General features: G+C 68.7%; 20 protein-coding genes. 12 read left to right on the top strand and 8 right to left on the bottom strand.

Features of this window, described 5'->3' with window-relative positions:
• Positions 1-316: 316 nt before the first annotated feature.
• Entirely contained in the window at positions 317-1,129 is an 813-nt protein-coding gene (locus tag ACLJO0_RS41395) for an alpha/beta fold hydrolase (protein WP_410585367.1), read from the top strand.
• Positions 1,129-1,896: an SDR family oxidoreductase gene (locus tag ACLJO0_RS41390; RefSeq protein ID WP_410585366.1), complete on the top strand. Its 768-nt coding sequence runs from the start codon at positions 1,129-1,131 to the stop codon at positions 1,894-1,896. The genes ACLJO0_RS41395 and ACLJO0_RS41390 overlap by 1 nt, the downstream gene beginning before the upstream one ends.
• Here ACLJO0_RS41390 and ACLJO0_RS41385 read toward each other — a convergent pair.
• Entirely contained in the window at positions 1,835-3,433 is a 1,599-nt protein-coding gene (locus tag ACLJO0_RS41385; RefSeq protein ID WP_410585365.1) for a transposase, read from the bottom strand. The genes ACLJO0_RS41390 and ACLJO0_RS41385 overlap by 62 nt on opposite strands.
• A 143-nt stretch (positions 3,434-3,576) precedes the next feature.
• On the opposite strand from ACLJO0_RS41385, the gene ACLJO0_RS41380 reads away from it, so the two are divergent.
• The 4 genes from ACLJO0_RS41380 (at position 3,577) to ACLJO0_RS41365 (ending at position 9,819) form a co-directional block, all read left to right on the top strand.
• A complete protein-coding gene (locus ACLJO0_RS41380; RefSeq protein WP_410585364.1) occupies positions 3,577-6,174 on the top strand; it encodes a bifunctional FO biosynthesis protein CofGH in 2,598 nt (865 codons plus the stop codon).
• A 151-nt stretch (positions 6,175-6,325) separates the two neighbouring features.
• Complete coding sequence (locus ACLJO0_RS41375) at positions 6,326-7,177, top strand: arpA protein (RefSeq protein WP_410585363.1); 852 nt, start codon at positions 6,326-6,328, stop codon at positions 7,175-7,177.
• Between the two features lie 21 nt (positions 7,178-7,198).
• On the top strand, positions 7,199-8,041 hold the full coding sequence (locus tag ACLJO0_RS41370) for a class I SAM-dependent methyltransferase (protein WP_410585376.1): 843 nt from the start codon (positions 7,199-7,201) through the stop codon (positions 8,039-8,041).
• Complete coding sequence (locus ACLJO0_RS41365) at positions 8,038-9,819, top strand: choline/carnitine O-acyltransferase (protein ID WP_410585362.1); 1,782 nt, start codon at positions 8,038-8,040, stop codon at positions 9,817-9,819. Before ACLJO0_RS41370 ends, ACLJO0_RS41365 begins: the two co-directional genes overlap by 4 nt.
• Positions 9,820-9,885: 66 nt before the next feature.
• Here ACLJO0_RS41365 and ACLJO0_RS41360 read toward each other — a convergent pair whose 3' ends face one another.
• On the bottom strand, positions 9,886-10,323 hold the full coding sequence (locus ACLJO0_RS41360; protein ID WP_410585361.1) for a hypothetical protein: 438 nt from the start codon (positions 10,321-10,323) through the stop codon (positions 9,886-9,888).
• Between the two features lie 14 nt (positions 10,324-10,337).
• Positions 10,338-11,675, bottom strand: coding sequence for an LVIVD repeat-containing protein (locus ACLJO0_RS41355; protein ID WP_199749209.1), 1,338 nt, complete (start codon positions 11,673-11,675; stop codon positions 10,338-10,340).
• Between the two features lie 100 nt (positions 11,676-11,775).
• On the opposite strand from ACLJO0_RS41355, the gene ACLJO0_RS41350 reads away from it, so the two are divergent.
• Entirely contained in the window at positions 11,776-13,215 is a 1,440-nt protein-coding gene (locus tag ACLJO0_RS41350; protein ID WP_410585360.1) for an ABC transporter substrate-binding protein, read from the top strand.
• On the opposite strand, the gene ACLJO0_RS41345 is transcribed toward ACLJO0_RS41350, so the two are convergent.
• Entirely contained in the window at positions 13,195-14,094 is a 900-nt protein-coding gene (locus tag ACLJO0_RS41345) for a LysR family transcriptional regulator (protein ID WP_410585359.1), read from the bottom strand. The two genes, ACLJO0_RS41350 and ACLJO0_RS41345, sit on opposite strands and share 21 nt — an antisense overlap.
• Before the next feature lie 71 nt (positions 14,095-14,165).
• Here ACLJO0_RS41345 and ACLJO0_RS41340 point away from each other — a divergent pair, with 71 nt between their 5' ends.
• Positions 14,166-15,200, top strand: coding sequence for an SDR family oxidoreductase (locus ACLJO0_RS41340; RefSeq protein WP_410585358.1), 1,035 nt, complete (start codon positions 14,166-14,168; stop codon positions 15,198-15,200).
• Here ACLJO0_RS41340 and ACLJO0_RS41335 read toward each other — a convergent pair.
• A complete protein-coding gene (locus ACLJO0_RS41335; protein ID WP_410585357.1) occupies positions 15,197-15,937 on the bottom strand; it encodes an SDR family oxidoreductase in 741 nt (246 codons plus the stop codon). The two genes, ACLJO0_RS41340 and ACLJO0_RS41335, sit on opposite strands and share 4 nt — an antisense overlap.
• A gap of 221 nt (positions 15,938-16,158) precedes the next feature.
• On the opposite strand from ACLJO0_RS41335, the gene ACLJO0_RS41330 reads away from it, so the two are divergent.
• Positions 16,159-16,566: a DUF1508 domain-containing protein gene (locus ACLJO0_RS41330; protein ID WP_410585356.1), complete on the top strand. Its 408-nt coding sequence runs from the start codon at positions 16,159-16,161 to the stop codon at positions 16,564-16,566.
• 157 nt (positions 16,567-16,723) lie between these two features.
• Positions 16,724-17,812: a substrate-binding domain-containing protein gene (locus tag ACLJO0_RS41325; RefSeq protein ID WP_410585355.1), complete on the top strand. Its 1,089-nt coding sequence runs from the start codon at positions 16,724-16,726 to the stop codon at positions 17,810-17,812.
• A gap of 381 nt (positions 17,813-18,193) precedes the next feature.
• On the opposite strand, the gene ACLJO0_RS41320 is transcribed toward ACLJO0_RS41325, so the two are convergent.
• From ACLJO0_RS41320 to ACLJO0_RS41310, 3 genes are all read right to left on the bottom strand, one after another.
• Positions 18,194-20,086 carry a S8 family peptidase gene (locus tag ACLJO0_RS41320; protein ID WP_410585354.1) on the bottom strand — a complete coding sequence of 631 codons (1,893 nt, stop codon included), beginning with the start codon at positions 20,084-20,086 and terminating at the stop codon, positions 18,194-18,196.
• Positions 20,087-20,314: 228 nt separating this feature from the next.
• Positions 20,315-21,199 carry a sortase gene (locus tag ACLJO0_RS41315; protein ID WP_410585353.1) on the bottom strand — a complete coding sequence of 295 codons (885 nt, stop codon included), beginning with the start codon at positions 21,197-21,199 and terminating at the stop codon, positions 20,315-20,317.
• On the bottom strand, positions 21,196-23,556 hold the full coding sequence (locus ACLJO0_RS41310; protein WP_410585352.1) for a hypothetical protein: 2,361 nt from the start codon (positions 23,554-23,556) through the stop codon (positions 21,196-21,198). The genes ACLJO0_RS41315 and ACLJO0_RS41310 overlap by 4 nt, the downstream gene beginning before the upstream one ends.
• Positions 23,557-23,774: 218 nt before the next feature.
• On the opposite strand from ACLJO0_RS41310, the gene pstC reads away from it, so the two are divergent.
• Together pstC and pstA are read left to right on the top strand one after the other, a co-directional pair.
• Positions 23,775-24,764 (top strand): phosphate ABC transporter permease subunit PstC, encoded by a 990-nt coding sequence (gene pstC / locus ACLJO0_RS41305; protein WP_410585351.1) that lies wholly within the window; start codon positions 23,775-23,777, stop codon positions 24,762-24,764.
• Positions 24,761-25,897 carry a phosphate ABC transporter permease PstA gene (pstA, locus tag ACLJO0_RS41300; RefSeq protein WP_410585350.1) on the top strand — a complete coding sequence of 379 codons (1,137 nt, stop codon included), beginning with the start codon at positions 24,761-24,763 and terminating at the stop codon, positions 25,895-25,897. The genes pstC and pstA overlap by 4 nt, the downstream gene beginning before the upstream one ends.
• The last annotated feature ends 24 nt before the right edge of the window (positions 25,898-25,921 follow it).

Below are 25,921 nucleotides of genomic sequence, written 5' to 3'. Positions count from 1 at the left end.
CTTATCCGAAGCAGTCATTCCTAGCAGTTTTTGGTGAGACACCCACTCAATCACCTAGAGGTGAGAGCTTGGTTCGTGTCCCGCGGCCACCCGGTTTCCCTGGCGACTTGGAGAACTTTACATGGCCGGAAACCCCTCAAAACAGGGGGGTACCTTAACGACATTTCCGCAGGTCAGCGAGCGGAAATGGGCCCGCGCCGGTCGATCACCCGGTGATCGCGCCGGGGCCACCCAGGTGAACACCGGAGGAGAAACATTGCTCCGAGTACATTGCACCGTATTGAACTCCTGCATTGCTCCGATTAGCGTCGGGCTCATGAGCACTGCGGAACTCGACGGCATCTCCGTCGCCTACGACGATCTCGGCAGCGGGTTGCCCGTCGTCCTCGTCCACGGCCACCCCTTCAACCGTTCGATGTGGCGGCCTCAGGCTGAGCGCTTCAGCCGGGAGGGCTACCGGGTCATCACGGCGGACCTTCGCGGGTACGGCGAGACGACGGTGGTCCCTGGCAAGACCGGGCTCGACGTCTTCGCCGCCGACATCGTCCGTCTCGCCGATCACCTGGGTCTCGAGCGTTTCGTGCTCGGCGGCCTCTCCATGGGCGGGCAGATCGTCATGGAGTTCCACCGCACCTACCCCGACCGCGTCGCCGGGCTCCTGCTCGCCGACACCTCCCCGCAGGAAGAGACCGAGGAGGGCAGGCGCGTCCGCAACGAGATGGCGGACCGGGTGCTCGCCGAGGGGCTCGACCCCTATGCGGAGGAGGTCCTGATGAAGATGGTCTCCCCGGACAACGTCCGCACGATGCCGGACGTGGCGGCGCACGTCCTGGAGATGATGCGCACGACGCCCAAGGAAGGAGCGGCGGCCGCGCTCAGGGGCAGGGCCGAGCGCCCGGACTACCGGGAGAGCCTCACCCAGGTGCGGGTGCCGAGCCTCGTCGTGGTCGGGACCGAGGACGAGTTCACGCCCGTCTCGGACGCCGAGCTCATGCACGACCTCATCCCGGGTTCCACCCTGGCGGTGATCGAAGGTGCCGCCCACATGCCTAACCTGGAGCGCGAGGCCGAGTTCAACACCGTGTTCGCACAGTTCTTGGCAGTGTCCACTCAAAGGATGACTCCGTGATGCCTTCCAAGTCCCAGAAGACCGTTTTCGTGACCGGTGCCAGCGCCGGGTTCGGCGTCGAGATCGTGCGCCGATTCGCCGCCGACGGCGCCAAGGTCGTCGCGGCCGCGCGTAGTAAGGACCGGCTCGACAAGCTGGCCGTCGAGCTGGGCGAGAACGTCCTCCCCTTCGAGCTCGACGTCCGGGACGCCGACGCGGTGGCCGCGCTTCCCGGCACGCTGCCCGCCGAGTTCGCCCAGGTCGGCCTGCTGGTCAACAACGCCGGCCTCGCGAAGGGCCTTGAGCCCGCGCACCGCGCGAAGCTCGACGACTGGGACCAGATGATCGACACGAACATCAAGGGGCTCGCGCACCTCACCCGCGCGTTGCTGCCCGGGATGGTCGAGCGCGGCCGCGGGCACGTGATCAACATCGGCTCGGTCGCCGGCTCCTACCCGTACCCCGGTGGCAACGCCTACGGGGCGACCAAGGCGTTCGTGCACCAGTTCAGCCTCAACCTGCGCGCGGACCTGCAGGGCACCGGCGTCCGGGTGACCAATGTCGAGCCCGGCCTGGTCGGCGGGACGGAGTTCTCCGTCGTCCGGTTCGAGGGCGACCAGAGCAAGGCCGACAACGTCTACAAGGGCACGACGCCGCTGACGGCCGCCGATGTGGCCGAGTCCGTCTTCTGGGCGGCTTCGCAGCCGGAGCACGTGAACATCAACGTCATCGAGTTGATGCCGGTGGTGCAGAGCTTCTCCGCGCTGCATATCCATCGGGAGAGCTGAGACCGAAGAGGTCGAAGAGCGCCTGCTGTTCCGGGCTCCGCTCGGTCAGCAGGCGCCGGGTCCGCGGGCGGCCGCCTGTGGACGGGTAGCGCAGCACCGTCTCCCCTATCCCCGCGAGACTGTCCATCAGCTCGCGGACCGACAGGTTCATCCCGGCGCGGTCGGCCTCGCGCCGCATGAGGTGCGTGACCGTGGACGCGAGCACCGTGACCAGCGTGTGCACCGCGATCCGGTGCGGGGTCCAGTCCCAGCGCGGAGCCGGGCCGGTGACGGCGGGTCCGGTCAGCCAGCGGAACGTCGAGTCGAGGTGGGTCCTGGCCCGATACGCGGTGACGACCTCGGACACCGGCCAGTCGTGGTCGGTGACCAGCACCTGTTTGCCGAAGAACTCGTCGTGCAGCCGCGACACAGCGGCGTCGTCGACCTTCCAGGTCAGCCGGATCTCCCCCGGCTTCGTCCCCGTCAAGGAAGGGGAGAGCACCCGTTCGACGCGGCGGCCGCGGGTGATCCGCGCGATTTCGGCGTTCACCTGGCTCCGGTCGCCGCGGTACGTGCCCGCGGCCAGTGCGGCGTCGAGGCCGGCGAGTTCACGCGTCGCGGTGCTCAGTTCCTCGCCGAGCGCACGCGCCTGCGCGTTGTGCAGGGTCTCCGAATGGGTCAGGATCACGCGCCGCCGGACGCCCGCGACCACGGCTCTGGTGTCGAGAGCGGTCAGCCCGGCGAAGCGCTCCGGGTCGACAGGTTTGCGCGCGGACGGCGGTTTCGCCAGCAGCTCCGGATGCTCCGAAAGCGGGAGCGCGCCGACGAAATGCCGCCCGAGGTCCAATTGCGCGGCCTGGCCGGCGGTGAAGATCAACGTGACAGGGTACAGCGAGCGGAGATCCTCGGCGAGCGCGGCGAACGGCGGCGCCCCCTCCCTCGGATACACGTGCGATGCCAGCGGGATCGCGCCGTCCTTGGTCACCACGAGGCCGAGCCCGGCGAGTTCGCAGCGGCAGGGCTCGGCGGTGGTGAAGGTGGCGAACTGCGGCACGTCGACGGCGAGCGCGGCGTTCCCCGTCCCCAGCCAGGAGAGCACCGCTTCGGCGACCGTGGTCTCGATCCGCGCGATCCGTTCCGGGGTGAGCCGTTGCAGCGCGCGCCGATGATTCGCCAGGTCGGCTTTGAGGAATTCGCGTGCGACACCGTCCTCCCACCAGGTGGCGAGGTCCGTGTCCGGTGCTGTCGCCCGGTGCAGGACGGCGAGCGCGAGATGCGTCCCCAGTGTGGTCGCGGCGCGCTGGGCTCCGACGGCTTCGTCGACCCGGCGCACGAAGTCGAGCCGCCGCAGAGTGGCCCACACCGCCGCGACGTCACCGAAGGTCCGGTGACGCGCTTCGCCGGGGGCCGAGACCTCGCCGTCCATCGCGCGCCCGATCTCCTCGGCCGTGCCGAGATAGCGCTGCGACACGACCCTGGGCTCGCCGTCGATCCGTGCTGAGGTGACGAGGTAGTAGTACGTCCGCCCGCCGGCCTTCTTGCCGATCACCGAAGCCACACTTTAGGTAATACACTCCGGCCCGGTGATCGGCAACCAAGATCACGCTCTGACCAGCGAGAACGGTGACCACGCCCACGTGGGTGACGCGGTGGCGGGATGCACACTGGCAGGTGGAGCGAGTCCGGCCATAGCGTGCGGGAATGGCATCCCCTGCTGACGCGAACGCCCCCACCACCTCGGCGATGCGCCGGGCGCTCGCCAGGGCGCGCGACGGGAAGACCCTCGACCTCACCGAGGCCTCGATCCTGCTCCAGGCGCGCGGCGACGACCTCAAGACGCTGTCCGAGCACGCCTCCCGGATCCGTGACGCCGGACTCGTCGCGGCGGGCCGTCCCGGCGTGGTCACCTACAGCCGTTCGGTGTTCATCCCGCTGACCCGGTTGTGCCGGGACCGGTGTGGTTACTGCACCTTCGCGACCGTCCCCGGCCGGGTCGAGTCGCCGTTCCTCTCCCCCGACGAGGTACTCGACATCGCCCGCAAGGGTGCCGCGATGGGGGTCAAGGAAGCGCTGTTCACCCTCGGCGACCGTCCGGAGGACCGCTGGACGGCGGCGAAGGACTGGCTCGACGCGCACGGGTACGACGACACGCTGTCCTACGTCCGGGCGATGGCGATCCGGGTACTGGAGGAGACCGGCGTCCTGCCGCACCTCAACCCCGGTGTGCTGACCTGGCAGGACTTCCAGCGACTGAAGCCGGTCTCGGCGTCGATGGGCATGATGCTGGAGACGACGGCGAAGCGGCTGTACACCGAGAAGGGCGGCCCGCACTACGGCTCGCCCGACAAGGACCCGGACGTGCGCCTGCGGGTGTTGGAGGACGCCGGCCGCAGTTCGGTGCCGTTCACCACGGGCATCCTGATCGGCATCGGCGAGAACTTCGAGGAACGCGCCGACTCGCTGTTCGCGATCCGCAAGGTCGCGAAGACCTACGGCGGCATCCAGGAAGTGATCGTCCAGAACTTCCGGGCGAAGCCGGACACCAAGATGCGCGCGACCCCGGACGCCGATCTCGAGGAACTCGCCGCGACCATCGCCGTCGCGCGGCTCGTGCTCGGCCCGAAGATGCGCATCCAGGCGCCGCCGAACCTGATCGGCCAGCAGTACGAACTGATGCTGAACGCCGGGATCGACGACTGGGGCGGCGTCTCCCCGCTGACCCCCGACCACGTGAACCCCGAACGCGCGTGGCCGCAGATCGACGAACTCAAACGCCGCACCGAGGCACTCGGCTTCACCGTGCGCGAGCGGCTCCCGATCTACCCGGAGTACGTCAAGGCCGGCGAACCGTGGCTGGACCCGCGGATGAACGCGCATCTCGCGCCGCTGACCGACGCCGAGACCGGGCTCGCGATCGAAGAGGCCATTCCAGTGGGTATCCCGTGGCAGGAGCCCGATGGCGGCTGGAAGGAGGCCGGGCGCACCGATCTGCACGTCGAGGTCGACACGGTCGGGCGCACGGAAGACCGCCGCAGCGACTTCGACTCGGTCTACGGCGACTGGGCCGAGATCAAGGGCAACATCAAGACCGCGCCGCAGCGGTTCGACCTCGACATCCGGGATGCCTTGCGCAGCGCGGAAAAGAACCCCGCCGGACTGTCGGACGACGAGGCGCTGGCGCTGCTGCACGCCGACGGGCCGGAGCTCGACGCCTTCACCAAGATCGCCGACGACCTGCGGCGTGAGGTGAACGGCGACGACATCACGTTCGTCGTCACGCGGAACATCAACTTCACCAACGTCTGCTACACCGGCTGCCGGTTCTGCGCGTTCGCCCAGCGGCGCACCGACGCCGACGCGTACACGCTTTCGCTGGAGCAGGTCGGCGACCGGGTCGACGAGGCGTGGGCCGCGGGCGCGACCGAGATCTGCATGCAGGGCGGCATCCACCCGGATCTGCCGGGGACCGCGTACTTCGACCTCGCGGCCGAGGTGAAACGCCGTCAGCCGGACATCCACCTGCACTCGTACTCGCCGATGGAGGTCGTCAACGGCGCTTCGCGGACCAACCTCTCGATCGAGGACTGGCTGGCGCGTGCGAAGGAAGCCGGCGTCGACTCGCTGCCGGGCACGGCCGCGGAGATCCTCGACGACGACGTCCGCTGGGTGCTGACGAAGGGCAAGCTGCCGACGTCGGAATGGATCAACGTCGTCACCACCGCGCACAAACTCGGCATCACCACGACGTCGACGATGATGTACGGCCACGTCGACACGCCGTCGCACTGGGTCGGGCACCTGAAACTGCTGGCGAAACTGCAGCGGGAAGGCCTGGAGCGCAACGGGCGGCGCGGGTTCAGCGAGTTCGTGCTGCTGCCGTTCATCCACCAGAGTTCCCCGATCTACCTCGCCGGGCTCGCCAGGGCCGGGACGACGCTGCGCGAGAACCGCGCGGTGCACGCGCTGGCCCGGCTGCTGTTGCACGGGACGATCGACAACATCCAGAGTTCCTGGGTGAAACTCGGCGAAGAGGGCAGCCGCGCCGTTCTCCAGGGCGGGGTCAACGACATCGGCGGGACGCTGATGGAGGAGACGATCAGCCGGATGGCGGGTGCGGCCAACGGGTCGTACAAGACGATCAGCGACATGCGCGCGATGGTCGAACCGCTGGGTCGTCCGCTGCGGCAGCGGACCACCGAGTACGGCACTCCGACGGCGGAGCGGATCGCCGCTTCCCAGGCGTCCGACGGGGTCGCGACGGCGGTGCGGCGGCCGCTTCTGCCGCTTGTCACCAGCTGACGAAAGCTCCATGACGGCCCCCTTATCCGCGTACGAACGCGGATAAGGGGGCCGTCACGTTCCGTGTGGCACCGCTCACAAGGCGCGGGGGTCGCGGGCGTTTTCTGTGCTAAACCCGAGAATCACTTCCGGGCCAGCCGAGAGGACGTCGATGACCGCGAGCGCAGTCCAGGTGGCCGACACCGCCCGCTATCCGTTGTCCGCACCGGGAAGCCCGGCGTGGCGCGAAATCGTTTCCCGAACCCGTGCCGAACTGCGGGAAACGGGCTGCAGTGTGCTGGCCGACTTCATCCGTCCGGAGCTGCGTGACGCCCTTCGCCACGAAGGCGCGGAGATCGCTCCGGAGGCGTACGCGAAGGTCGAACGCGTCAACGCCTACAACATCGCCATCGACACTCCCTTGCCGGAAGGCCATCCCGGCCGCACGATCATGGAACGCGGCAACGCCTTCGTGGCACGCGACCGGATCCCGGCGACCGCGATCATCCAGCAGCTGTACGCGAGCAGTGAGTTCCAGCGGTTCGTCGCCGACTGCTTCGAGCTCCCCGAACTGCACGAACTCGCCGATCCACTGGCAGGCCTGGTGCTCAACGTGATCGAACCGGGCCGCTCGCATCCGTGGCATTTCGACACCAACGAGTACACCGTCAGCATGCTCACGCAGGAGGCGACCGAGGGCGGCGTCTTCGAATATTGCCCGAACATCCGCTCCGAAACGGCGGAGAACTTCAACGACGTCCGTGCCGTGCTGGCGGGCGAAGGTGATCACCTGATCCGACGGCTCACTCTGCGTCCCGGCGATCTTCAGCTGTTTCGCGGACGCTTCGCACTGCACCGGGTGAGTAGTGTTCAAGGGGCAGTCGCCCGCCATTCCGCGATCTTCGCGTACAGCGAGCGTCCTGGGGTCATCGGCAGTCCGGAGCGGACGAGACAGCTGTTCGGCCGGGTCCTGCCGGAACACGTCGCTTCCGCGGCGGTCCGGGGCGATCAGCTGCTCGACTAAGTCAGGAGCTTGGCCGTGCCATTGGATTCGACCGGCAAGATCTCTTTCGATCACATCTACACCGAGCCCGATCCTCGTGCGTTCTTCGGCACCTTGCGCAGACTGGACTACTCCATCCCCCAGCAGGCGAAGGCCTACTTCGCGAAACTGATCGACGAGTACCGGGCGGAGACCGACGTCAAGGTCCCGACGGTGCTCGACCTCGGCTGTTCCTACGGCGTCAACGCGGCGCTGCACCGCTGTGACACGTCGATGGAGCGGCTGTACGACCACTACCGGGACAGCGAAGCGCTGAGCCGGGACGAACTGATCGCGCGCGATCGGCGGATGGTCGAGGAGCTCGCCTTGAGCGACAAGGTCCGCTTCATCGGCCTCGACGCCTCCGCGCCCGCGTTGGACTACGCGCTCGCCGCGGGCTTCATCGACGACGCGATCCACGCGGATCTGGAGAGCGAAGACCCGACAGAGGAGCAGCGCGCGCTGCTGGCCGAAGTGGACATCGTCATCTCGACCGGCTGCGTCGGTTACGTCACCGAGAAGACCCTCGTCCGGATCGCGCGGGAGAACCGGCCGTGGATGGCGCATTTCGTACTGCGGATGTTCTCCTACGCGTCGGTCGCCGAAAGCCTCGCCGATCTGGAGTACGACACGACCGGGGCCGACGGCGTCTTCCGGCAGCGGAGGTTCGCCTCGGCCGAGGAACGGACGCAGATCCTGGACAATCTGTCCGTCGCGGGTGTCGACCCGCGTGGGCTGGAGTCCGACGGCCGGCTGTACGCGCGGCTGTTCGTCTCCCGCCCGGACGGCGCGGCTGGCGAACTCGCCGCCGCGCTGAACGCCCTTCCCCTTCGAGATCAAGGATGATCGTGAGCAGTCCGGAACCGTCCACCCGCACGTTCGGCAACGAGGAGGTCCTGCCGAGGGTCCCCGTCCCCGGCCTGGAGGACACCTGCCGCCGGTTTCTCGAGTGGTGCTCGCCGCTGCTCAGCCCCGGCGAGCTCGCGGAGACCGAAGGCGCCGTCGCCGAGTTCCTCGCGGAAGGAAGCCCGGCGCACGAACTGCAGAGCGCGCTCGAAGCCTTCGACAAGCGGGAAGGCGTCCAGAGCTGGCTCGACACCTTCTGGCCGTACCGCTACCTCGGCCGCCGCGACCGGATCGCGCTCAACGCGAACTTCTTCTTCCTGTTCACCGAATCCCCGCTGGGACAGCTGGAACGCGCGGCCGAACTGGCGGCGTCGGCGGTGGACTACAAGCTGAAGCTGGACGAGGAACTGGTGCCGCCGATCGTGCTGCGCGGGCAGCCGCAGTCGATGGTGCAGCACAAGTACCTGTTCTCGGCGACGCGGATCCCCGGCGCCGTGCAGGACACCGCGCGCACGCCGTACCGCGAGGACTGGCCGGGGCCGTCGAGGGCGCGGCACGTCGTGGTGTTCCACCGCGGCACCCCGTTCCGGATGGACGTCATCGCACCCGACGGCCGCCCGTATTCCCCCGAACAGCTGGTCGCGGGGCTGCAGGTGATCGTCAAGTCGGGGAACTTCGTCGAAGACCCGCAAACCTCGGCCGGGCATTTCACCACCAAGGCGAGGGCGGAGTGGGCGGCGACGAGGGAAGCGCTGCTCGCCGGCGGGAACGCGGCCGCGCTCGACGACATCGAGACGGCGTTGTTCTGCCTGTGCCTGGAGGACTTCGCGCCGGCGGACACGCAGGAGGCGTGCGACAAGCTGCTGCACGGCGACAGCGGGAACCGCTGGTTCGACAAGGCCGTTTCGCTGATCGTGTTCGAGGACGGCACGGCGGGGATCAACGTCGAGCACTGCGAACTCGACGGGACCACGATCCTCGGGTTCACCGACGCGCTGCTGAGCGGAACACGACTGGAGCGGCCGCCCGCCGACGGCGTCCCGGCGTCCGAGGTCATCGAGTTCGTCCTGGGTGACGCGCTGCGCGAGGACGCCCGTGCCGCGGCGGTGGCCTTCGCCGAGTACGCCGACGCGACCGCTACGAAGACGGTGTCCTTCACCGACTTCGGCGCGAAGCGGGCGAAGGAGCTGGGAATGTCTCCCGACGCCTTCGCACAAATGGCGTACCAGCTCGCGCACAAGCGGGCGAAGGGGATCACCGGCACGACGTACGAGTCGATCGCGACGCGGCAGTACCAGAACGGGCGCACCGAAGCGATGCGGGTCGTGACGCCCGAGGTCCAGTGGTTCGTCCGGGTGATGGACGATCCGCAGGCCGACCGGCAGACACGTCAGGCGGCTTTCCGCGCGGCGGCCGCGAAGCACGTCACGCGGGCGAAGGAATGCCAGGCGGGCGACGCGCCGGAGCAGCACCTGTGGGAGCTGCAACTGATCCAGAAACGGCGTGGCGTCGAGGACTCCCCGTCGCTGTACTCGTCGCCGGGCTGGCTGAAGATGCGCAACGACTACCTGAGCACCAGCTCGGCGCCGTCGGTGAACATCCGGTACTTCGGCTTCGGGTCGACCAGCCCGCAGTGCATCGGCGTCGCGTACGTACTGCTGCCGGACTCGCTGAATCTGTACCTGTGCACGCCGAAGCACGTGGCGCACGAGATGGAGCTGTTCGCGACGGAACTCGACGCCGCCATCCGTGAGCTGCAGGAGTTGCTCGCCTCTTGAGGGTGTCGTGAGTGGGGATTCGGGTTAGAACCCGAATCCCCACTCACGACCCCGAGCACTGACCCGCTACATCGTCGTCGACGTCAGGAACGCCTGTTCGGAGCCGTCGACCACGAACGCCGTCCGCGACTTGGTGGTCGTGGGCAGCTCGCAGGAGAGCCACTTCACGCCGGACGGCAGGAGCGCCTTCAGCTGTTCCGGCGCCGGCGGGGCCCCGGCATGGCACTTGAGATCGCTGATCACCTTCGACACGGCTTCGGGTCGAAGCTTCACCAGCGCGGACAGCCGCAGGTCGGACGGCCCGGGCGCCTCGACCCGGCCTTCGGAGACGCCCATCCGCTCCTCGACCCAGCGCGCCTCGACGATCTCTCCGACGTCCGGGAAGTCCTCGGCAACCGGCGCCGTATCGGTGCGGACGGCCATCTTTTCCGGCGGTGCCGGGGCACAGGCCGCGATCAGGACGATCGCGGCCAGGCTCCCCAAGGTCTTCCCCATGGTGCGCATGGGGACATCTTCGCTCAGACGGTGAGCTTCAGGATGTCGATTCCGCGAGTGTTGTCGGCGACGTAGACGTAACCCTTGTGCCAGTAGGGCGCCCACGCGCTGGCGTCCGCCGGGCGGAAGTAGGCGATCTGCTTCGGGTCGGTCGGGTCGCTGACGTCGAGGAAGCGCGTGCCCTGCCCGTAGAACGACTGCACGAGGACCTTGCCGCGGATGTCGAAGTAGTGCGCGGAGCAGTCGCCCGACGCCGGGTCGCTGCCCTCCTGACCGGCGACGCTCCAGGTGCCGACGGATTCGAGGCGGAACGGCTTCTCCGGCGTCGAGCGCCAGCCCTCGCCGTTGTACGAGTTCTTCAGCGACGAGATCGTCAGCACGCCGTCACCGGCGCACCCGTCGAGGAAGCTCTCTTCGGTGGCGTAGATGAGGTCGCGGCCGCGCCAGCGGTTCGAGTCGGCACCGTCGGCCGAGCGGTGTCCCGCCGGGTGGAAGCTGTTGTGCATGAACTTCGACGGCGCCGCCGTCTCCTCGACCCCGCCGCCCGCGTAGGGCACCGGGTCGAATGCCGTCGCGCGGCGGACCTTGCCCTGGACGGGGTCGCGGTGGAAGCCGTTGGTCCAGTAGCCGCGGACACCGCCTCGTCCGGACACCCACGCCACGCCCTCGTCGTCGACCTGGACGTCGTGCACGTAGTCGGTCTTGCCGTCGTTGCGCGCGAGTTCGATCGGGTTCGGGAACGTCTTGGGGTTGCGCGGATCGCGGATGTCGGTCACCCAGATCGGGCGGCCGCCCCAGTCCGCTGGCTGGTTCGCGGCCTTCGCGGGACCGCCGGTCCAGAGGTAGCGGCAGTCGTCGACGCAGCTGGTCGTGTGGCCGGCTGGCACCTTGGTGTAGCTCAGGATGGCCGGTTTGTCCGGGTTCTTGAGGTCGATGATGTAGATGCCGGACTCGCCGGTCTGCGTGGTGCCACCGTAGGCCCGCGGGTCCCGCGCGAGGAAGACGAGCTTGCGCTTGACGTCGACCTCGGTGTCCTCGGTCTCCCAGAGGCCGGGCAGGCTGACCTCGCCGATCAGCTTCGGTGCCGTGGGATTCTTCGTGAGGTCGTAGACCTTCAGGCCGAACTCGCCGGAAACCGCCATGACGTCGCGCTTGCCGTACTGCAGGAATCCCATCGCGATGGCGCCTTGCGCGTCAGGCACGTTGCCGACGGCCTTGACGTTCTTCACCGCGCCGGGCGCACCCGCGACCCGGACCTTCTCGTTGGCCGGTTTGTCCTCTTCGCCGCACGCGGCGGCGGGCAGGCCGGTGGCGATCAAGGTCGCGGTGACCGTGGTGAGCGCCAGGCACGAACGGAGCAACCAGTTTCCTCGCACAGAAACCTCCCAGGCTGGTCCCCTCACCATAAGATCACCACTTTGCCCGCACAACCACCGATGGTCGGTGCCGGACTGCTATGACATGACCATGCGCTTGCGACTTCTGGCCCCGCTCCTCGCCACCGCACTGGCCGCGGCGGGCTGCACGGAATCCGGCGAACCACCCGCGCCGGACGTTCTTCGCGTGGGCTTGGCCGCCCCGGCGACGCTCCTGCCCGACGTCCGCGACCAGCCCGGACGCATGCTCGCCGGCGCGTTGTGGACGCCGCTCTCCGATTACGACCCCGCGACGGGAAAGCTGACACCGCGCGCGGCGGAATCGGTCACCAGCGCCGACCGGATCACCTGGACGGTCAAGCTCAAGGACGGCGGGAAGTTCCACGACGGCACGCCGGTGACCGCTCAGTCCTATGTGGACACCTGGCAGGCGATCGGCGCGGAGCGGTGGCAGGCGTCGCGTGTGGTCAAGGATCTCCTGCGGGCCAAGGAGATCACCGCGCCGGATCCGCTGACCATCCGGCTCGTGCTCGACCGGCCGTCCGGGCAGGTCCCGGCGCTGCTCTCGTCGCCGGCGCTCGTCCCGCTGCCCGCGTCGGTGCTGAAGTCGCGCGACTGGCCGGGGTTCGCGCAGCGGCCCGTCGGCAACGGGCCGTTCCGGCTGGACGGCGCCTGGCAGCCGTCCGGCGGCAAACTGATCCGAACGGCGGACGCGCCGGGCAAGGCGCGCGTGATCGAACTGAAGACCGGCGACGCGGCGGCGCAGTACGACGAGGTCAAGGCCGGGAAGCTCGACCTCTCCACGTTCGTCCCCGGTGATCGCCACGAGGCCATGCACGCGGATTTCGCGCAGCGGCATGTGATGTGGGCGCTGCCGACCACCGCCTACCTCGGGTTTCCCTTGACCGCGAAGCATTTCTCCGACGCGACGGTGCGGCACGGTTTCGCGCTCGGGATCGACCGCGCGGCACTGGAGGCCGGTGCTCTCGGCAAGCAGGTGGACCCGGCGAAGTCCCTCCTGCCGCCCGCCGTCGCCCCCGGTGAACGCAGCAGCACCTGCCGCCCCTGCACCTTCGACGCCGGAGCCGGGAAGTCCCTGTTGACGCAGGCGGAGTTCCCGAACACGCCCGTCCACTTCGGACAGTCACAGGCGAGCTGGCTGCGCCCGCTGGCGGATCAGGTCAGCGCGTCCGTCAGTGTCCCGCTGGCCACCGAACCCGGGGAGGGACCGTTCGCGATCGACGTGGCCCTGATGACGCCGAGCCCGCAGGAGACGCTGGCCGAGATCGTGAAGGCCACCGGGTACACCAGCGACGGGTTCGCCGACCTGCTCAAATCGGCTGAGGAGACCGACTCCGCCGAAAGCGGCGAGATCTACCGGCTGGTGGAGAACCAGTTGCTGCGGGATCTCCCGGTCGCGCCGCTGTGGTCCGGGCACGGGCACGCCGTCTGGGCGGAGCGCGTCGGCGAGGTGAAGGCGACGCCGTTCGGGGGCGTGGACCTGTCAGGCGTTTCGGTGCGGTGAGCCGAGCGTGCACTCCCCCGCGACGACGTCGATGAAAGCCGAGGTCAGCGGGTCGGGTGTACTGCGGCAGTAGGCGGCGAGCGTGCGCCGGATCGCCGGTTCGGGCCGCAGGACACGACCGTGGAAACCTTCGGGCAGCACGTTGGCCGGGACCAGCGCGGGACCGAGTCCCGCCGCCGCGAGCACCGGCGCCGCCGCGGTCTGTTCGGTCCGGACCGCGGCCCTCGGCTGGAATCCCGCCGCGGCACACGCCTGGTCGACGAGGTCGGCCAGACCGTTGCCCGGCGCGTAGTGCACCCACGCGCAGTCGGCGAGAGTCGCCAGGTCGACGACGCCGGAGCCGTCGTCCTCGCGCGGCCCGTCGATCGGCAGGACCACGACGAACTCCTCGGTACCGAGGTCGCGGACCGGTCCGTCCCAGCCCGGCGGGACCGGGCCGACCGCGACGTCGGCCTCCCCCGCCGCCATGGCCTCCCGGAGTTCGTCCGCGTGCCGGAACTCCACCAGGCGGACGTCGACGTCCGGCCGCTCCCTGCGCCACACCCGCAACGCCGCGGGCAGGACACCGAGGCCGACCGAATAGACCGTGGCGATCTGCAATTCCCCGGCTTCCAGCCCGGACGCCTGCCGGGCCGCGCATCGCGCGCGTTCGGCGTCGGCGAGGGTGGCGCGGGCGTGCGGCAGCATGGCCCGCCCCATCGGGGTGAGCCGGACGCTGCGCGGCAACCGTTCGAGCAGTGGTCCGCCGACGCCCTTCTCCAGCGCGCGCATCTGATGCGACAGCGCGGGCTGTGTCACGTGCAGCAACTCGGCGGCCTTGGTGAAGGAGCCGGTGTCGACGACGGTCACCAGGTACTCGAGTTGGCGCAGGCTGGTCATGAAGAGAGTTTATCGGAGCGGTGATATCTATGCCTTGGACTTATCGCAATGCCGGGTCCAGGCTTGAAGACATGAACGAAGAACGCAAGGTCGCCCTGGTCGCCGGGGCCAACGGGGTCATCGGCAAGAACCTGATCGAACACCTGGAGACCCTGCCGGGCTGGCGCGTCGTCGGCCTGTCGCGACGCGGCGGCCCCGGCCAGATCGCCGTCGACCTGCTCGACGCGGACGACACTCGCGCGAAACTCGGCGGCCTGGACGACGTCACCCACGTGTTCTACGCGGCCTATGTCGACAAGCCGACCTGGGCCGAACTGGTCGCGCCGAACCTGGCGATGCTGACCAACCTCGTCGATGCCATCGAGCCCGCCGCGCCAGGGCTGCGCCACATCAGCCTCATGCAGGGGTACAAGGTCTACGGCGCCCACCTCGGCCCGTTCAAGACCCCGGCGCGCGAAGACGACGCGGGCCATATGCCGCCCGAGTTCAATGTGGACCAGCAGGACTTCCTGGAACGCCGTCAGGCCGGGAAATCCTGGACATGGTCGGCGATCCGGCCGTCGGTGGTCGGCGGCACCGCGCTGGGCAACCCGATGAACCTGGCGCTGGCCATCGCCGTCTACGCCTCGATCTCGAAGGAACTCGGCCTGCCACTGCGCTTCCCCGGCAAACCCGGCGCGTACGACAGCCTCCTGGAGATGACCGACGCCGGACTGCTCGCGAAGGCCACCGTCTGGGCCACCGGCTCGGAGAACGAGGCGTACAACATCGCGAACGGCGACCTGTTCCGGTGGAGCGACCTCTGGCCGCGGATCGCGCGGTACTTCGACCTGGAGGTGGCGCCGCCGCTGCCGATGTCGCTCGACGTCGTCATGGCGGACAAGGAGGAACTCTGGACGTCGATCGCCGCGAAGTACGGCCTCGATGTGCCCTACAGCAGGGTCTCGTCGTCGTGGGCGTTCGCGGACTTCGTGTTCGGCTGGGACTACGACATGTTCGCCGACGGCTCGAAGGCCCGGCGGGCCGGTTTCCACGAGTACGCGGAGACTTCGGCGATGTTCTTCCGGCTGTTCGACGAATTCCGGAAGGCGAAGGTGATCCCCTAACCCCGCCCGATGTACGGCATCGCGGTCGCCGTGACGGTCAGGAAGCCGACGTTCGCGTCCAGCGGCAGCCCGGCCATGTACAGCACGGCGTCCGCGACGTGCCGGGCGTCGAAGGTCGGCTCGACCTTGACGCTGCCGTCGGCCTGCGGGATCCCGTTCGCCATCCGCAGCGTCATCTCGGTGGCGGCGTTGCCGATGTCGATCTGTCCACAAGCGACGTTCCAGGCCCGGCCGTCGAGCGAGATCGACTTCGTCAGCCCGGTGACCGCGTGTTTCGTCGCGGTGTAGGCGACGGACGCAGGGCGCGGGGCGTGCGCGGAGATCGAGCCGTTGTTGATGATCCGGCCGCCGCGCGGGTCCTGCGCCTTCATCAGCCGCACGGCCTGTTGCGCGCACAGGAACATCCCGGTCAGGTTGGTGTCGACGGCACGTTTCCAGTCCGCGAAGGACAGTTCGTCGACGGTCCCGCCCACCGACACACCCGCGTTGTTCACCAGGAGGTCCAGCCGCCCCCATTCCGAGCGGACCGTCTCGAACAACGCGGCGACGGAATCGGGGTCGGCGACGTCGGCAGGCACGGGGAGCGCGTTCGCGTCGCCGCCGGCGGTCTCGGCGAGCGCGTCGCCGCGGCGGCCCGCGAGTGCGACGCGGTAGCCGGCGCCGAGTAACGCGCGGGAGATCTCCCTGCCGAGCCCGGAACCCGCTCCGGTGACGACCGCGGTCCTGCCGTTGCCCATCGATCCTCCTCGCAGACCGTGCCGGAGCGAACCGGCTCGGTCATCGTTTTCCGATTACCCGCGTCCGTTCAGGCTAGCGCGCCGCCGTCAACGGAAAACGTTCACCCGGCGGCCGTCGCCCCTTAAGGAAAACTGGTAACCCCTTCACCACATCGCGGCGATTCACCGGATGTGCCCAGGGGGAATTCACACCGTTCACCTCGTCGCCGGAGCGGTGAACAGTGACGAAGAATCCACGTTTCCAGCTGGTCCAGACCGGCGAACGGACCATCCGATGGCGGCTGCTCGGCGGCAACAACGTGTCGCTGGGTTCGGCGCCCGCCGACTGTCCACGCGCCGAGGAATGCCTCGCCGCCATCACCTGGCTCAGCGCGAACATCACCGAGCTGACCAGCGATTTCAGCCATCTCAGCGGAGGCCGCTGGCGCTGGCGCCTGCATACTGAAGACCGGATCGTCGCGATCGCCAGCCACGCCTACGGGCGGCGTATCGAGGCTCAACGCGGGCTCGACCGATTCCGGTCCGCCACCACCGAAGCCTCCATCGGCGAAGGGATCGAGACCATAACCGATTGGCGCCGGAAATACCGCCGTGATTCCGACGGATATTCACCGAATCGTTCTCGGTGACGGCTGATCACGGAAAGTGCGTTACCCGGACATTAACCACCAGGACGTCGGGCGGGAACGCGGAGCACCGCCGCCGGACAGTGTTGCGGAGCGAGGATTGGCAGCAAGTCACGGAATCCCGTGACGACTTGGGGACTAGAGAAAGAGTGCAAACAAGATGCGTGCTCGTACCACTCGGTTTCTCGGCGCCACCGCGATCGCCGCGTGCGCCTGCCTCACCCTGACCGGCACCGCCTCGGCGGTCGCCCCGGCCAACGGCCTCGGTGAGGTCATCGCCGCGGCGGGCTCGGACACCACCGTCGACATCACCGGTGCGATCCTGGCCAACGCGAACGGCGGCGCCTGGAACAGCGACCCCGACAACTTCGTCAACGTGCCGCCGCTGCTGTCCGGCACCCAGACGTTCACCGTCCCGGCCGACCCGTTCGCCGACGAGGTCGTCTACAGCGCCGGCAACCCCGCCCCGAACGGTTCTTCGCAGGGCAAGGCCGCGTTGAAGGCGTCGGCCGAAGCGGGCGACGGCAAGATCGACATCGCGCGGTCGTCCTCGGCCCGCGGCTCGTCCGACCCCGCCACCTTCGAGTACTTCGCCTTCGCCACCGACGGCGTCACCTGGGCCTCCTCGGCCACCGGTTCGGGCGCGGGCCTGAGCCTGACGCTGGCGCAGCTGCGCGGCATCTACGACGGCTCCATCACCAACTGGAACCAGGTCGGCGGCGCCAACTCCCCCATCGCGGTCTACCTGCCGCAGACCGGTTCCGGCACGCTGAGCTTCTTCACCGGCACCGTCCTCGGCTTCGACCCGACCACCAAACCGGTCACCATCAAGCGGTTCCAGGAGCACGACGGCAACTCCATCCCGGCAGGCGACCGCGCCACCGCCATCGCGCCGTTCTCCATCGCGCAGTGGATCGCGCAGGGCAACACGGTCGTCGCGGACAAGCGGGCGGGCTTCACCGTCAACCCGCTGACCGGGGCGGGCTTCAACGGCTCCCCGGTCTCCGGTTCCGCCGGCAACTACACCCCCGCCTTCACCACGGCGTTCCTGGGTTCGCGCAGTGTCTACAACATCGTCGACTCCCGCACCCCCAGCTACGACCAGGCCAAGCGCGCCGTCGGCTTCGACGACGGTGACTCGGCTTCGACCGCCAGCCCGCTGTGCGGCGGCCAGCTCGCCGCCACGATCCAGCGGTACGGCTTCCTGACCGTGTCGGGCCCGAACGGCCTGTCCTGCGTCAAGTCCTGACCCCCTCCTAGCGCGTGAAAGGCCCCCTTCCCTCGGTGGAGTCCAGTTCTGCCGCGCCCAGCACGTCCGTTGAGGGCGGTGGCGGGGGCATGGCTGGACGAGGGAAGGGGGCCTTCACACGCGAAAGGTGTTACTCAGGGGGTAAGGCAAAGGTGGCGTGGTCGTGAGGTGGGGCCGGCGGTGAGGTGAAGGCGTCCTTCGCCGCGTCCGATGCAGTGAAGGACGCCTTCGCCCTTGGTCTGTGGCAAGGCAAAGTTGGGGGGGTTGCGAAAGCCACTTTCGCGACGCCTGGGGTCGCGAAAGTGGCTTTCGCGACACATCTCGACCACGGCCCGCGAGCGAATCCCCGCGACCCGACACCTTTGCCTTACCCCTCGATAACTACTTCGGGGCGACGCCGAGGGCGGCGAGCGCCGGATCGGTCATGATCACGCCCGCCCCGGTCACCGGGTCGAAGCCGGGGGCGCCGAGGTCGATCGCGGTCGACGTCAACGCCGTGCGGATCTCCGCCGGGGTGGCGGTCGGCTTGCCCTGCATCAGCAGCGCGGCGATGGCGGCGGCGCTCGGCGCGGCGGCGGAGGTCCCGAAGAACGGCTGGAAGCCGGTCACCGAGGTCGCGACGCCGTCGGCCGCGGTGATGTCCGGCTTGTTCCGCGTCGCACCACCGGTCGAGGACACGTTGCCGGGGGTGATCACCGAACCGTCCGGATTGTAGAACTGGTGACGACGACCGTCCGAAGTGAACCGCTCCCATTTGCTGGCGGCGGTGAACAGACCCGGGTACGGGCCTGCCGGGTTCGCCGGGTCACCGGTCTCGAGCGCGCGGCCGAAGGCACCGGCGGCCGGGGCGGCCGCGACGCTGAAGGCGTTGACCGCTGCCGAGTGGCCGGAGGTGACACCGTTGGTGCTGAAGGCTTTCAGCGCACCCGAAGTGACGAAGCGGCCGCGGATGACGTTGAGCGCGATGAACCGGTCGGAGCCGCTGTACTTGACCACGGCGACCTTGAAGCCCGAGCCGCTGGCCGGGACCTGGGCGATCTCGTACGGGTTCTGGGTGCCGTTCTGCGAACCTTCGCTGGAGGCGACGACCGAGCCGGACGAGTTCAGGACGAACAGGTCGTAGTCGCTGGTGGCCTTGCCCCACGGGTCGGACCAGAACAGGGTGACGTAGCGGCCGACCGAGTTCGGCGAGAGCGCGTTGTACAGCTGGGTCGTGCTGCTCGGGTCGAAGTCGTGCGGCGTCCCGGTGATCCCGGAGATCTTGCTGGCCGAGCCTCGGAAGTCGCCCTCGTAGTAGCCGCTGGTGCCGTCGGTCAGGTTGCCCGAGTTCCCGGCGGAGGAGAAGTAGAGCGCGCCCGCCGCGGTCACGTCGTTGACGGCCTGCGCGACCGGGCCGTCCTGGAACGGCGACTCGTCGAAGTAGGAGACGTCGTCGACGATGATCGTGCACTTGCCGGTCGTGCGCAGCGCGCGGATGTTGTCGGCGAAGCTCTGCTCGCTGGTGAAGGCGGTCGCGAAACCGAGGGCGGCGCCGGGCGCCATGTCGTGGATGATCTCCAGCATCGCGGTGCCCTCGTCACCGCTGCCCGCCTGTCCGGGGAGGACGTCGACGGCGGGCAGTTCGCCGGCGGTCTGGGACGCCTTGAGCGACTTGATGCCATCCGAGAGCACGCAGACCTTCTGGCCCGCGCCGGTGACGCCGTACTTGGTGCGGGCGGTGTCGTTGCCGTGCGCCTTGTCGCCCTCGGCGACCTGCAGCGCGGCGGCGGTCTGCTTGGCGGCGGCCTGCCGCCGGTCCTGCGGCGCGGACTCGTTCCAGGTCATGGCCTGGGAAGCGGCCTTGACCTCGGCGACGTCCCCGCGTCCGGCGATCGTGTCGACGACGTTCAGTGGCAGGTCGGCGCGGATCGCACCGGCGGGAGAGGCGTGGCGGACGGTGCCACCGGCCGCCTTGACGGCGTCCACGAGTGACTGGCCGGCGCCCTTGATGTCCACCGCGACCGTGCCGGCGTCACTGACGCCCAGCCCGGTCCGGTACTCGGGCAGCTTGCCCGCCAGGCCCTTGTCGGCGCGGAGGCGCTTCTCGATGACGAGCTGGCTCGACTGCTTGCGCTCGGCCGGGGTGAGGCTCTTCTTGATGCTCTGCAGTGCGGTGATCCCGGTCTGCGTGCGCGCCTCCTCCGACGGCTGGGCACCGGACACCGCGGTCGACAGCAGCAAAGCGCCGACCGCGACCGGAACCGAGCATGTGACCACCCGGCTGAATCTGCTCATCGAACTCTCCCTGTTTCAGCAATCCAGTCGCGCTCCGGCTAAAGCACGCTGGTGGCATGACACTCCGTCAGAAGAATTCCTTCGGTTGCCCGAATGAGTTACCCCTGACCGGGTGTAATGGGGAGAATCTAAAGAGCTGTCGGTGATCAGTCCACCGACCAAAGTCGGGAACGGGCGAAGATCCACATCCTGAGAGCGGGTTCGGTCCGAAAAGACCGAAATCCTGGATTACGCCCAAGCCGGAAAGAGCCGCCACAGCGCCAATGCCGCCAGCGCGGCGAAAGTGAGCAGGACCGGCCCGGTGATGACATAGGTCGAAACCGGACGCCACCGGCGATAAAGGAAAGTCGCCCCGGCCGCCGCCGCCACGAATCCGCCGAAGGCCAGCACCAGCCCGGCCCACGCGTCACCGTCGCCGGTCCGGCCGTCCTGTGCGTCCGCCTTGCCGTTCTGCGGGGTCGGGCGGAACGGCCTGCCCTCCAGTGCTGCGGTCACCACCGTCGCTTCGGCCGAGGCCAGCGGCCACCACGACGCCGAGGTCACCAGCGTCAGCCGATCGTTCTCGGTCTTGCCGAAGTCGGCGCCCTCGTCGAGGGGCCGGGTGGCCGTGTCGGTCACCCGGTAGACGGACTTGCCCTGTGTCGTCGCGACGACGATCTCGTCACCCTTCGCCAAGGCGTCGAGTGAGCCGAACGGGCCGCCGAACCCGGCGTTGCGGGCGGCGATCACGGCGTTGCCCGGCTGCCCCAGCCCGGCCGTCCCGGGGACGTGTCCGGGTCCGGACGCGGTTTCCCCGCTCGACGCGCCTTCGATGACGACCTGCTGCACCTTCAGGGCCGGGATCTCCATGACGGCCACCGGCTTGCCGAACTCGACGGGTTTGGCGGGCGGTGCCGCGCCGAACAGGCTCTGGCTGGCACCCAGCGCCACGCCGATCTCGGCGCGGATCTCCGTCAGCGCCTTCCGCTGATCACTCGACTGCAGCATCGGGCCCAGCGCGTAGACGACCAGCGCCAGCGCCACCAGGGTGGTGACCAGCCACGCGAACACGACGGCCCCGATCCAGCCGGGGCCGAACCGCAGGAACTCCCTTTCTTCGACCTCCGTGCTCACGCCACGCCACCCGAGGACTTACGGCGCAGGAGAGCGAACAGCATGGCGAACGCGGCACCGATCCCGGCCAGCGCCCTGGTCAGCCAGGACGGCACCGGCCGTCCGGCCGCGAGATACGCCGTCGCGGACGGCAAGGTCGCCAGGATCACCAGCGCCACCAAGGGAATCAGGGCTCCGAGCGCGCCCGCACCCGCGAACTTCGGGATGTCGATCGACTCGGCGAGGTTCTTCGCCGCGGCCACGCTTTCCGGGGACGGGGCGACCGCGGGCGCCGGGCCGGTGGCGGCCGCCACCGGCGTGCCGGCGGACGAACCGGGTCCCCCGGAGGGGCCGCCCAAGGAAGAATTGGCGGCCTGCGTGGCACCGGTCGCGCCCGGCGGCGGCGGGTTCTTCGCCTCTTCCTTTTCCTGACAGGCTTTTTCGGCGGTTCCGGTACCGATCTTGCCGATGCGCTCGCCGGCGGTGGCGGCCAGCCCGGGGCTCAACCGGACCATTCCGGGAGGAAGCAGCGCCTGCCCGAATCCGGCCGCGAGGCCGGCGAACGACTTCAGCTGCTCCTGCTTCTCCTTCATCGGCTGACAGTTCGCGTCGATCAACGGGTTGACCGGAACGGCCATGTATTCGACGAAGGTGAGCGGGTACGCGCCGTCCTGGGAAACGGTGCCGGTCTCGGCCGTTCCGTCGGGACCGATCTTCATCGCGTCGGCCGCCAGCCGCAGGCTCTGCTCGGTCGGCGCGACGAAGTTCCCCTTGCCGTCCGGGAGCGCCACCGGCGTCCAGCGGTTGACCGTGGCCGTCGCGAGATCGGTGATCACCCAGTTCATACAGCCGCCGGCGCAGTCCGCGCCTCTGCCGACGACGGCGTTGTCGACGGTCTTGCGCACCGACAGCTGACCGGTCTTCGCGTCGACGTTGTTGATCCGGAACTTGCCGGGGTCCAGCGCGCTCAGATCGGCGATCACCCCCGGCGACTTCCCGTCCAGGGCACCGAAGTAGCCCTTGCCCTTCTCCGGGAAGACCCAGGCTTCGGGTGCCGATCGGACGAGGGCCCGGCTCAGGGCGAACGGGACCGTGCCCGGTCCGGACTCCCCTGTCGCGCCGAAGAAGTCGGTGTTGCCGCCGTAACCGGACCGGGCGTTCACCGCGATCACCCCGGCGGGCTGGCCGTCCTTGATGGCCGCGAGCGCCGGATTCCTGGTGACCAGCGGGCTACCGTTCTTGAAGATGCCGCCGCGCCCGTCGGCGTCGGGGACCTGCCCGCCCTTCGTGAACATGTTCGCCACTTCGTCGTAGGCGAAGGACAGGGTTCCGGTGAACTTCGAATTGAGCGGGCTGCCCCCGTCGTTGACGTCGGTCGGGGACCAGCCGACCGCGGCGATCACCGCCGCGTTGATCCCGACCGGGACGTATTCCCTGGACCGCACGGACTGCGCGGCGAGCGCGTTCCCACTGCCGGTGATCATGAGATCGGAGGCGCCCTTGTCGAACGCGGTCAGCCCGATGTCCTCGGTCTCGCTCACGATGTTGGTGGGCTGGTCGGACCGCGTGGGAGCGCACAGCGCCTGGTTCCAGGCGACCGCGGTCCGGCCGAGCCGCTCCGGCATGCTGGCGTTGAGCGTGTTCCGGCCGATCCCCTTGCAGCCCTTGACCCCGATGCCCGGCAGGTACGGCGTGAACTTGAGGGATTCGTCGACCCAGGTCACCGTCTTGCCCGCGGCGTCCTGTGCGGTGATCTGGATCGTGACGGTGCACGGATTGTTCTCGTCACAGGTGAAGGAGAACTGCCTTCTGGTCTTCGCGCCGGTCACCGGATCGACGACGACGGGATTGTCCGCCCACGGCACCTTCGGGAATTTGTCGCCGGGATTCACCGCTTTCTCATAAGTGGTGTAAAGCGGATCCCAGGCCACCGCATGCGGGCGCAAGGTACCGCGCGGGATCGTCGTGTCGAAGACGATGTCGCCGGTCGTGCTGCTCCGCACCCTTTCCATCGACTGCATTCCCGCGGCCTTGCCGGTGAATTCGTCGCCGAATTCGTCCTGGCAGTAGGCCTGCACCCGGGTGAGCAGCGTGCTGTCCTTGCTCCACGGCGGGACGTACACCTTCTTCATGAGGTTGTCCGGCACGTCCTTCGGGCAGACGACGAGTTTCGCCTTCGCCCCTTTGGGCAGGCCCGAGAGCGTGATCCGCAGTGGATCGCCGTTCTGCACCGCCGACAGATCGGCGGGCTCGGTCTTGAGCTTGTACGGCGGATTGGCGGGCGCCTGCGCCTGCGCGGCGGGGACGGACACCCCCGCGACCGCCAGTATCCCGCAGATCAGCACGACCCCGGCTCGTCTCGCACGGACCAGGAACACGGACGACTCCCCAGATTTCACGGGATCCAACGTCCACGAGTCACCCGTTCGGGGTCAACCGGCTCGGACCGTCTGGCCGCACTGATTCACAAACGCCCCGTCGGGCGTTCCCCGAGTGGACACCTTTCCCGGCGGCGGGCACCACATACTGGCCGCATCGAGGGGCGACGTGGTGTGCCCTGAACTCCTTTACTTGCCAACACGAAGGAAGGCCGCCCGTGACCATCGCGCCACCCCGGCCCGACCCGTCCCCACCCGGAACCCCGGTGCGGCGGGTGATCACCGAAGTCCTGTCACGGGCAGACCGCGCCTTCCGCCGCGTCACCACCGGCGCCGGGCTGACCATGCTGGCGATCCTCGTGGTCATCGGCTTCTTCCTCGTCTACCGATCCGGGCCTGCCTTCGACGCGAGCGGTTTCGGGTTCTTCACCACGATCCGGTTCGACCCGGCCTCGGGCGTCCTCGGGGTGCTCGGCCTGCTCTACGGGACCATCGCGGTCGCGCTGATCGCCATCCTGATCGCGGTCCCGTTGAGCATCCTGGCCGCGTTGTTCATCACCGAGTACTCGAGCGGGCGGATCCGCGGGTTCCTGACCGGGCTCGTCGACCTGCTCGCCGCGATCCCGAGCCTGCTGTACGGGCTGTGGGGTTTCGCCTTCCTCGGCCCGCAGATCGTGCCCGTCTCGTTGTGGCTCACCGAAAACCTCGGCTGGTTCCCGTTGTTCTCGTCGAAGGAGAACGCGCTGTACATCCAGTCCATGTTCATCGCGGGTCTGGTGGTCTCGCTGATGGTCCTCCCGATCACGACGTCGGTGACCCGGGAGGTGTTCGCGCAGACGCCGCCCGGCGAGAAGGAGGCGGCGCTCGCGCTGGGCAGCACGCGGTGGGGAATGGTCAGGACGGTGGTCCTGCCCTTCGGGCGGGGCGGCGTCATCGGTGGCTCGATGCTCGGGCTCGGCCGCGCGCTCGGCGAGACGATCGCGGTTTCCCTGCTGCTGCCCCAGGTTCCGGAGATCACGAAGCATGTCCTCCAGTTCGGCGGCGCGACGATCTCCGGCTTCATCGCCAACAACTCCGGCGCGTCGGGGCTCGCGCTGTCCGGGCTGATGGCCGCGGGCCTGGTGCTGTTCGTCTTCACCCTGGCGACGAACTTCACCGCGTCGGTGATCATCTCCAGGAGCCGTTCGGGCGCGGGGGTGGACGCGTGACCACGACCTTGACTCCCCCTGTCACCCCTGCCCCGCGCAAACTCGTCAAACGCCGTCCGTCGGAGACGACCAGGCAGGACCGGCTCGCGGCGCTCGGCTGCGCGGTGTCGGCCACGCTGCTCACCTGGTTCGTCATGCATCTGCTGCTGGATTCCCCCGGTTGGCTGGCCGACCTGGTCGTCGCGTACCTGCTGTACCTGTCGATGCTCTACCTGGTCACCCGCGACCGGCTGGGCAAACTCGCCGCGTCGGACCGGCTGGTTTCCACCGTCGTCGTCAGCGGGGCGCTGATCCTCCTCGCGCCGCTGCTGTCCCTGCTGATCTACATCGTCGCGGAGGGCGCGCCGTATCTGCGGCTGGCGTTCTTCACCCATGACATGTCCACGGTCGCGCCGACGGATCCGGTGACCGACACCGGCGGCCTGCACGCCGTCATCGGCACCTTGCAGCAGACCGCGCTGACGTTGGTCCTGGTCGTCCCGCTGGGCGTGCTCACCGCGGTCTTCCTGAACGAGACGCGGTCACGATTCCGGCGCCCGGTGCGGATCATGGTCGACGCGATGAGTGGCCTTCCGTCCATTGTGGCCGGTCTGTTCGTCTACGCGGCCTTGATCATCCCTGGCATCCAGGCGGGGGTGGGCTTGTTCAGCTACAACGGGATGATGGCCACGCTCGCCTTGACGATGGTCATGCTGCCGACCGTCACGCGGACCGTGGACGTCGTGCTCCGGCTCGTCCCGGACGGCCTGCGCGAGGCGTCGTTGGCGCTCGGTGCGAGCCGGGCCCGCACGGTGTGGTCGGTGGTACTCCCGACCGCGCGGACCGGCGTCACCACCGCCGTGATCCTCGGGATCGCCCGGGTGGCGGGTGAAACCGCGCCGCTGCTGTTCACCTCGTTCGGCGCGCTGGGGATGAACGCCAACCCGTTCTCCGATCCGCAGGAGAGCATCCCGCTGTTCATCTACCGCTTCATCAAACAGCCGCTGGAGAACGTCCAGCAGCGCGGCTACGTCGGCGCGCTCGTGCTGATCCTGCTCATCTTCGGCCTGTTCGCGATCGCCCGTGTGGTGGGCCGCGACCGGTCCAAGCGCAAGGCGAAGAGAACCATCGTCAAGACACAGGAGAACCGGTGACCGACACTGAAGTGTCCTACGTGG

It is taken from the genome of Amycolatopsis sp. lyj-108 (assembly GCF_046549005.1).
Classification (GTDB): Bacteria; Actinomycetota; Actinomycetes; order Mycobacteriales; family Pseudonocardiaceae; genus Amycolatopsis.
This window is presented reverse-complemented; position numbering and strand designations above follow the sequence as displayed.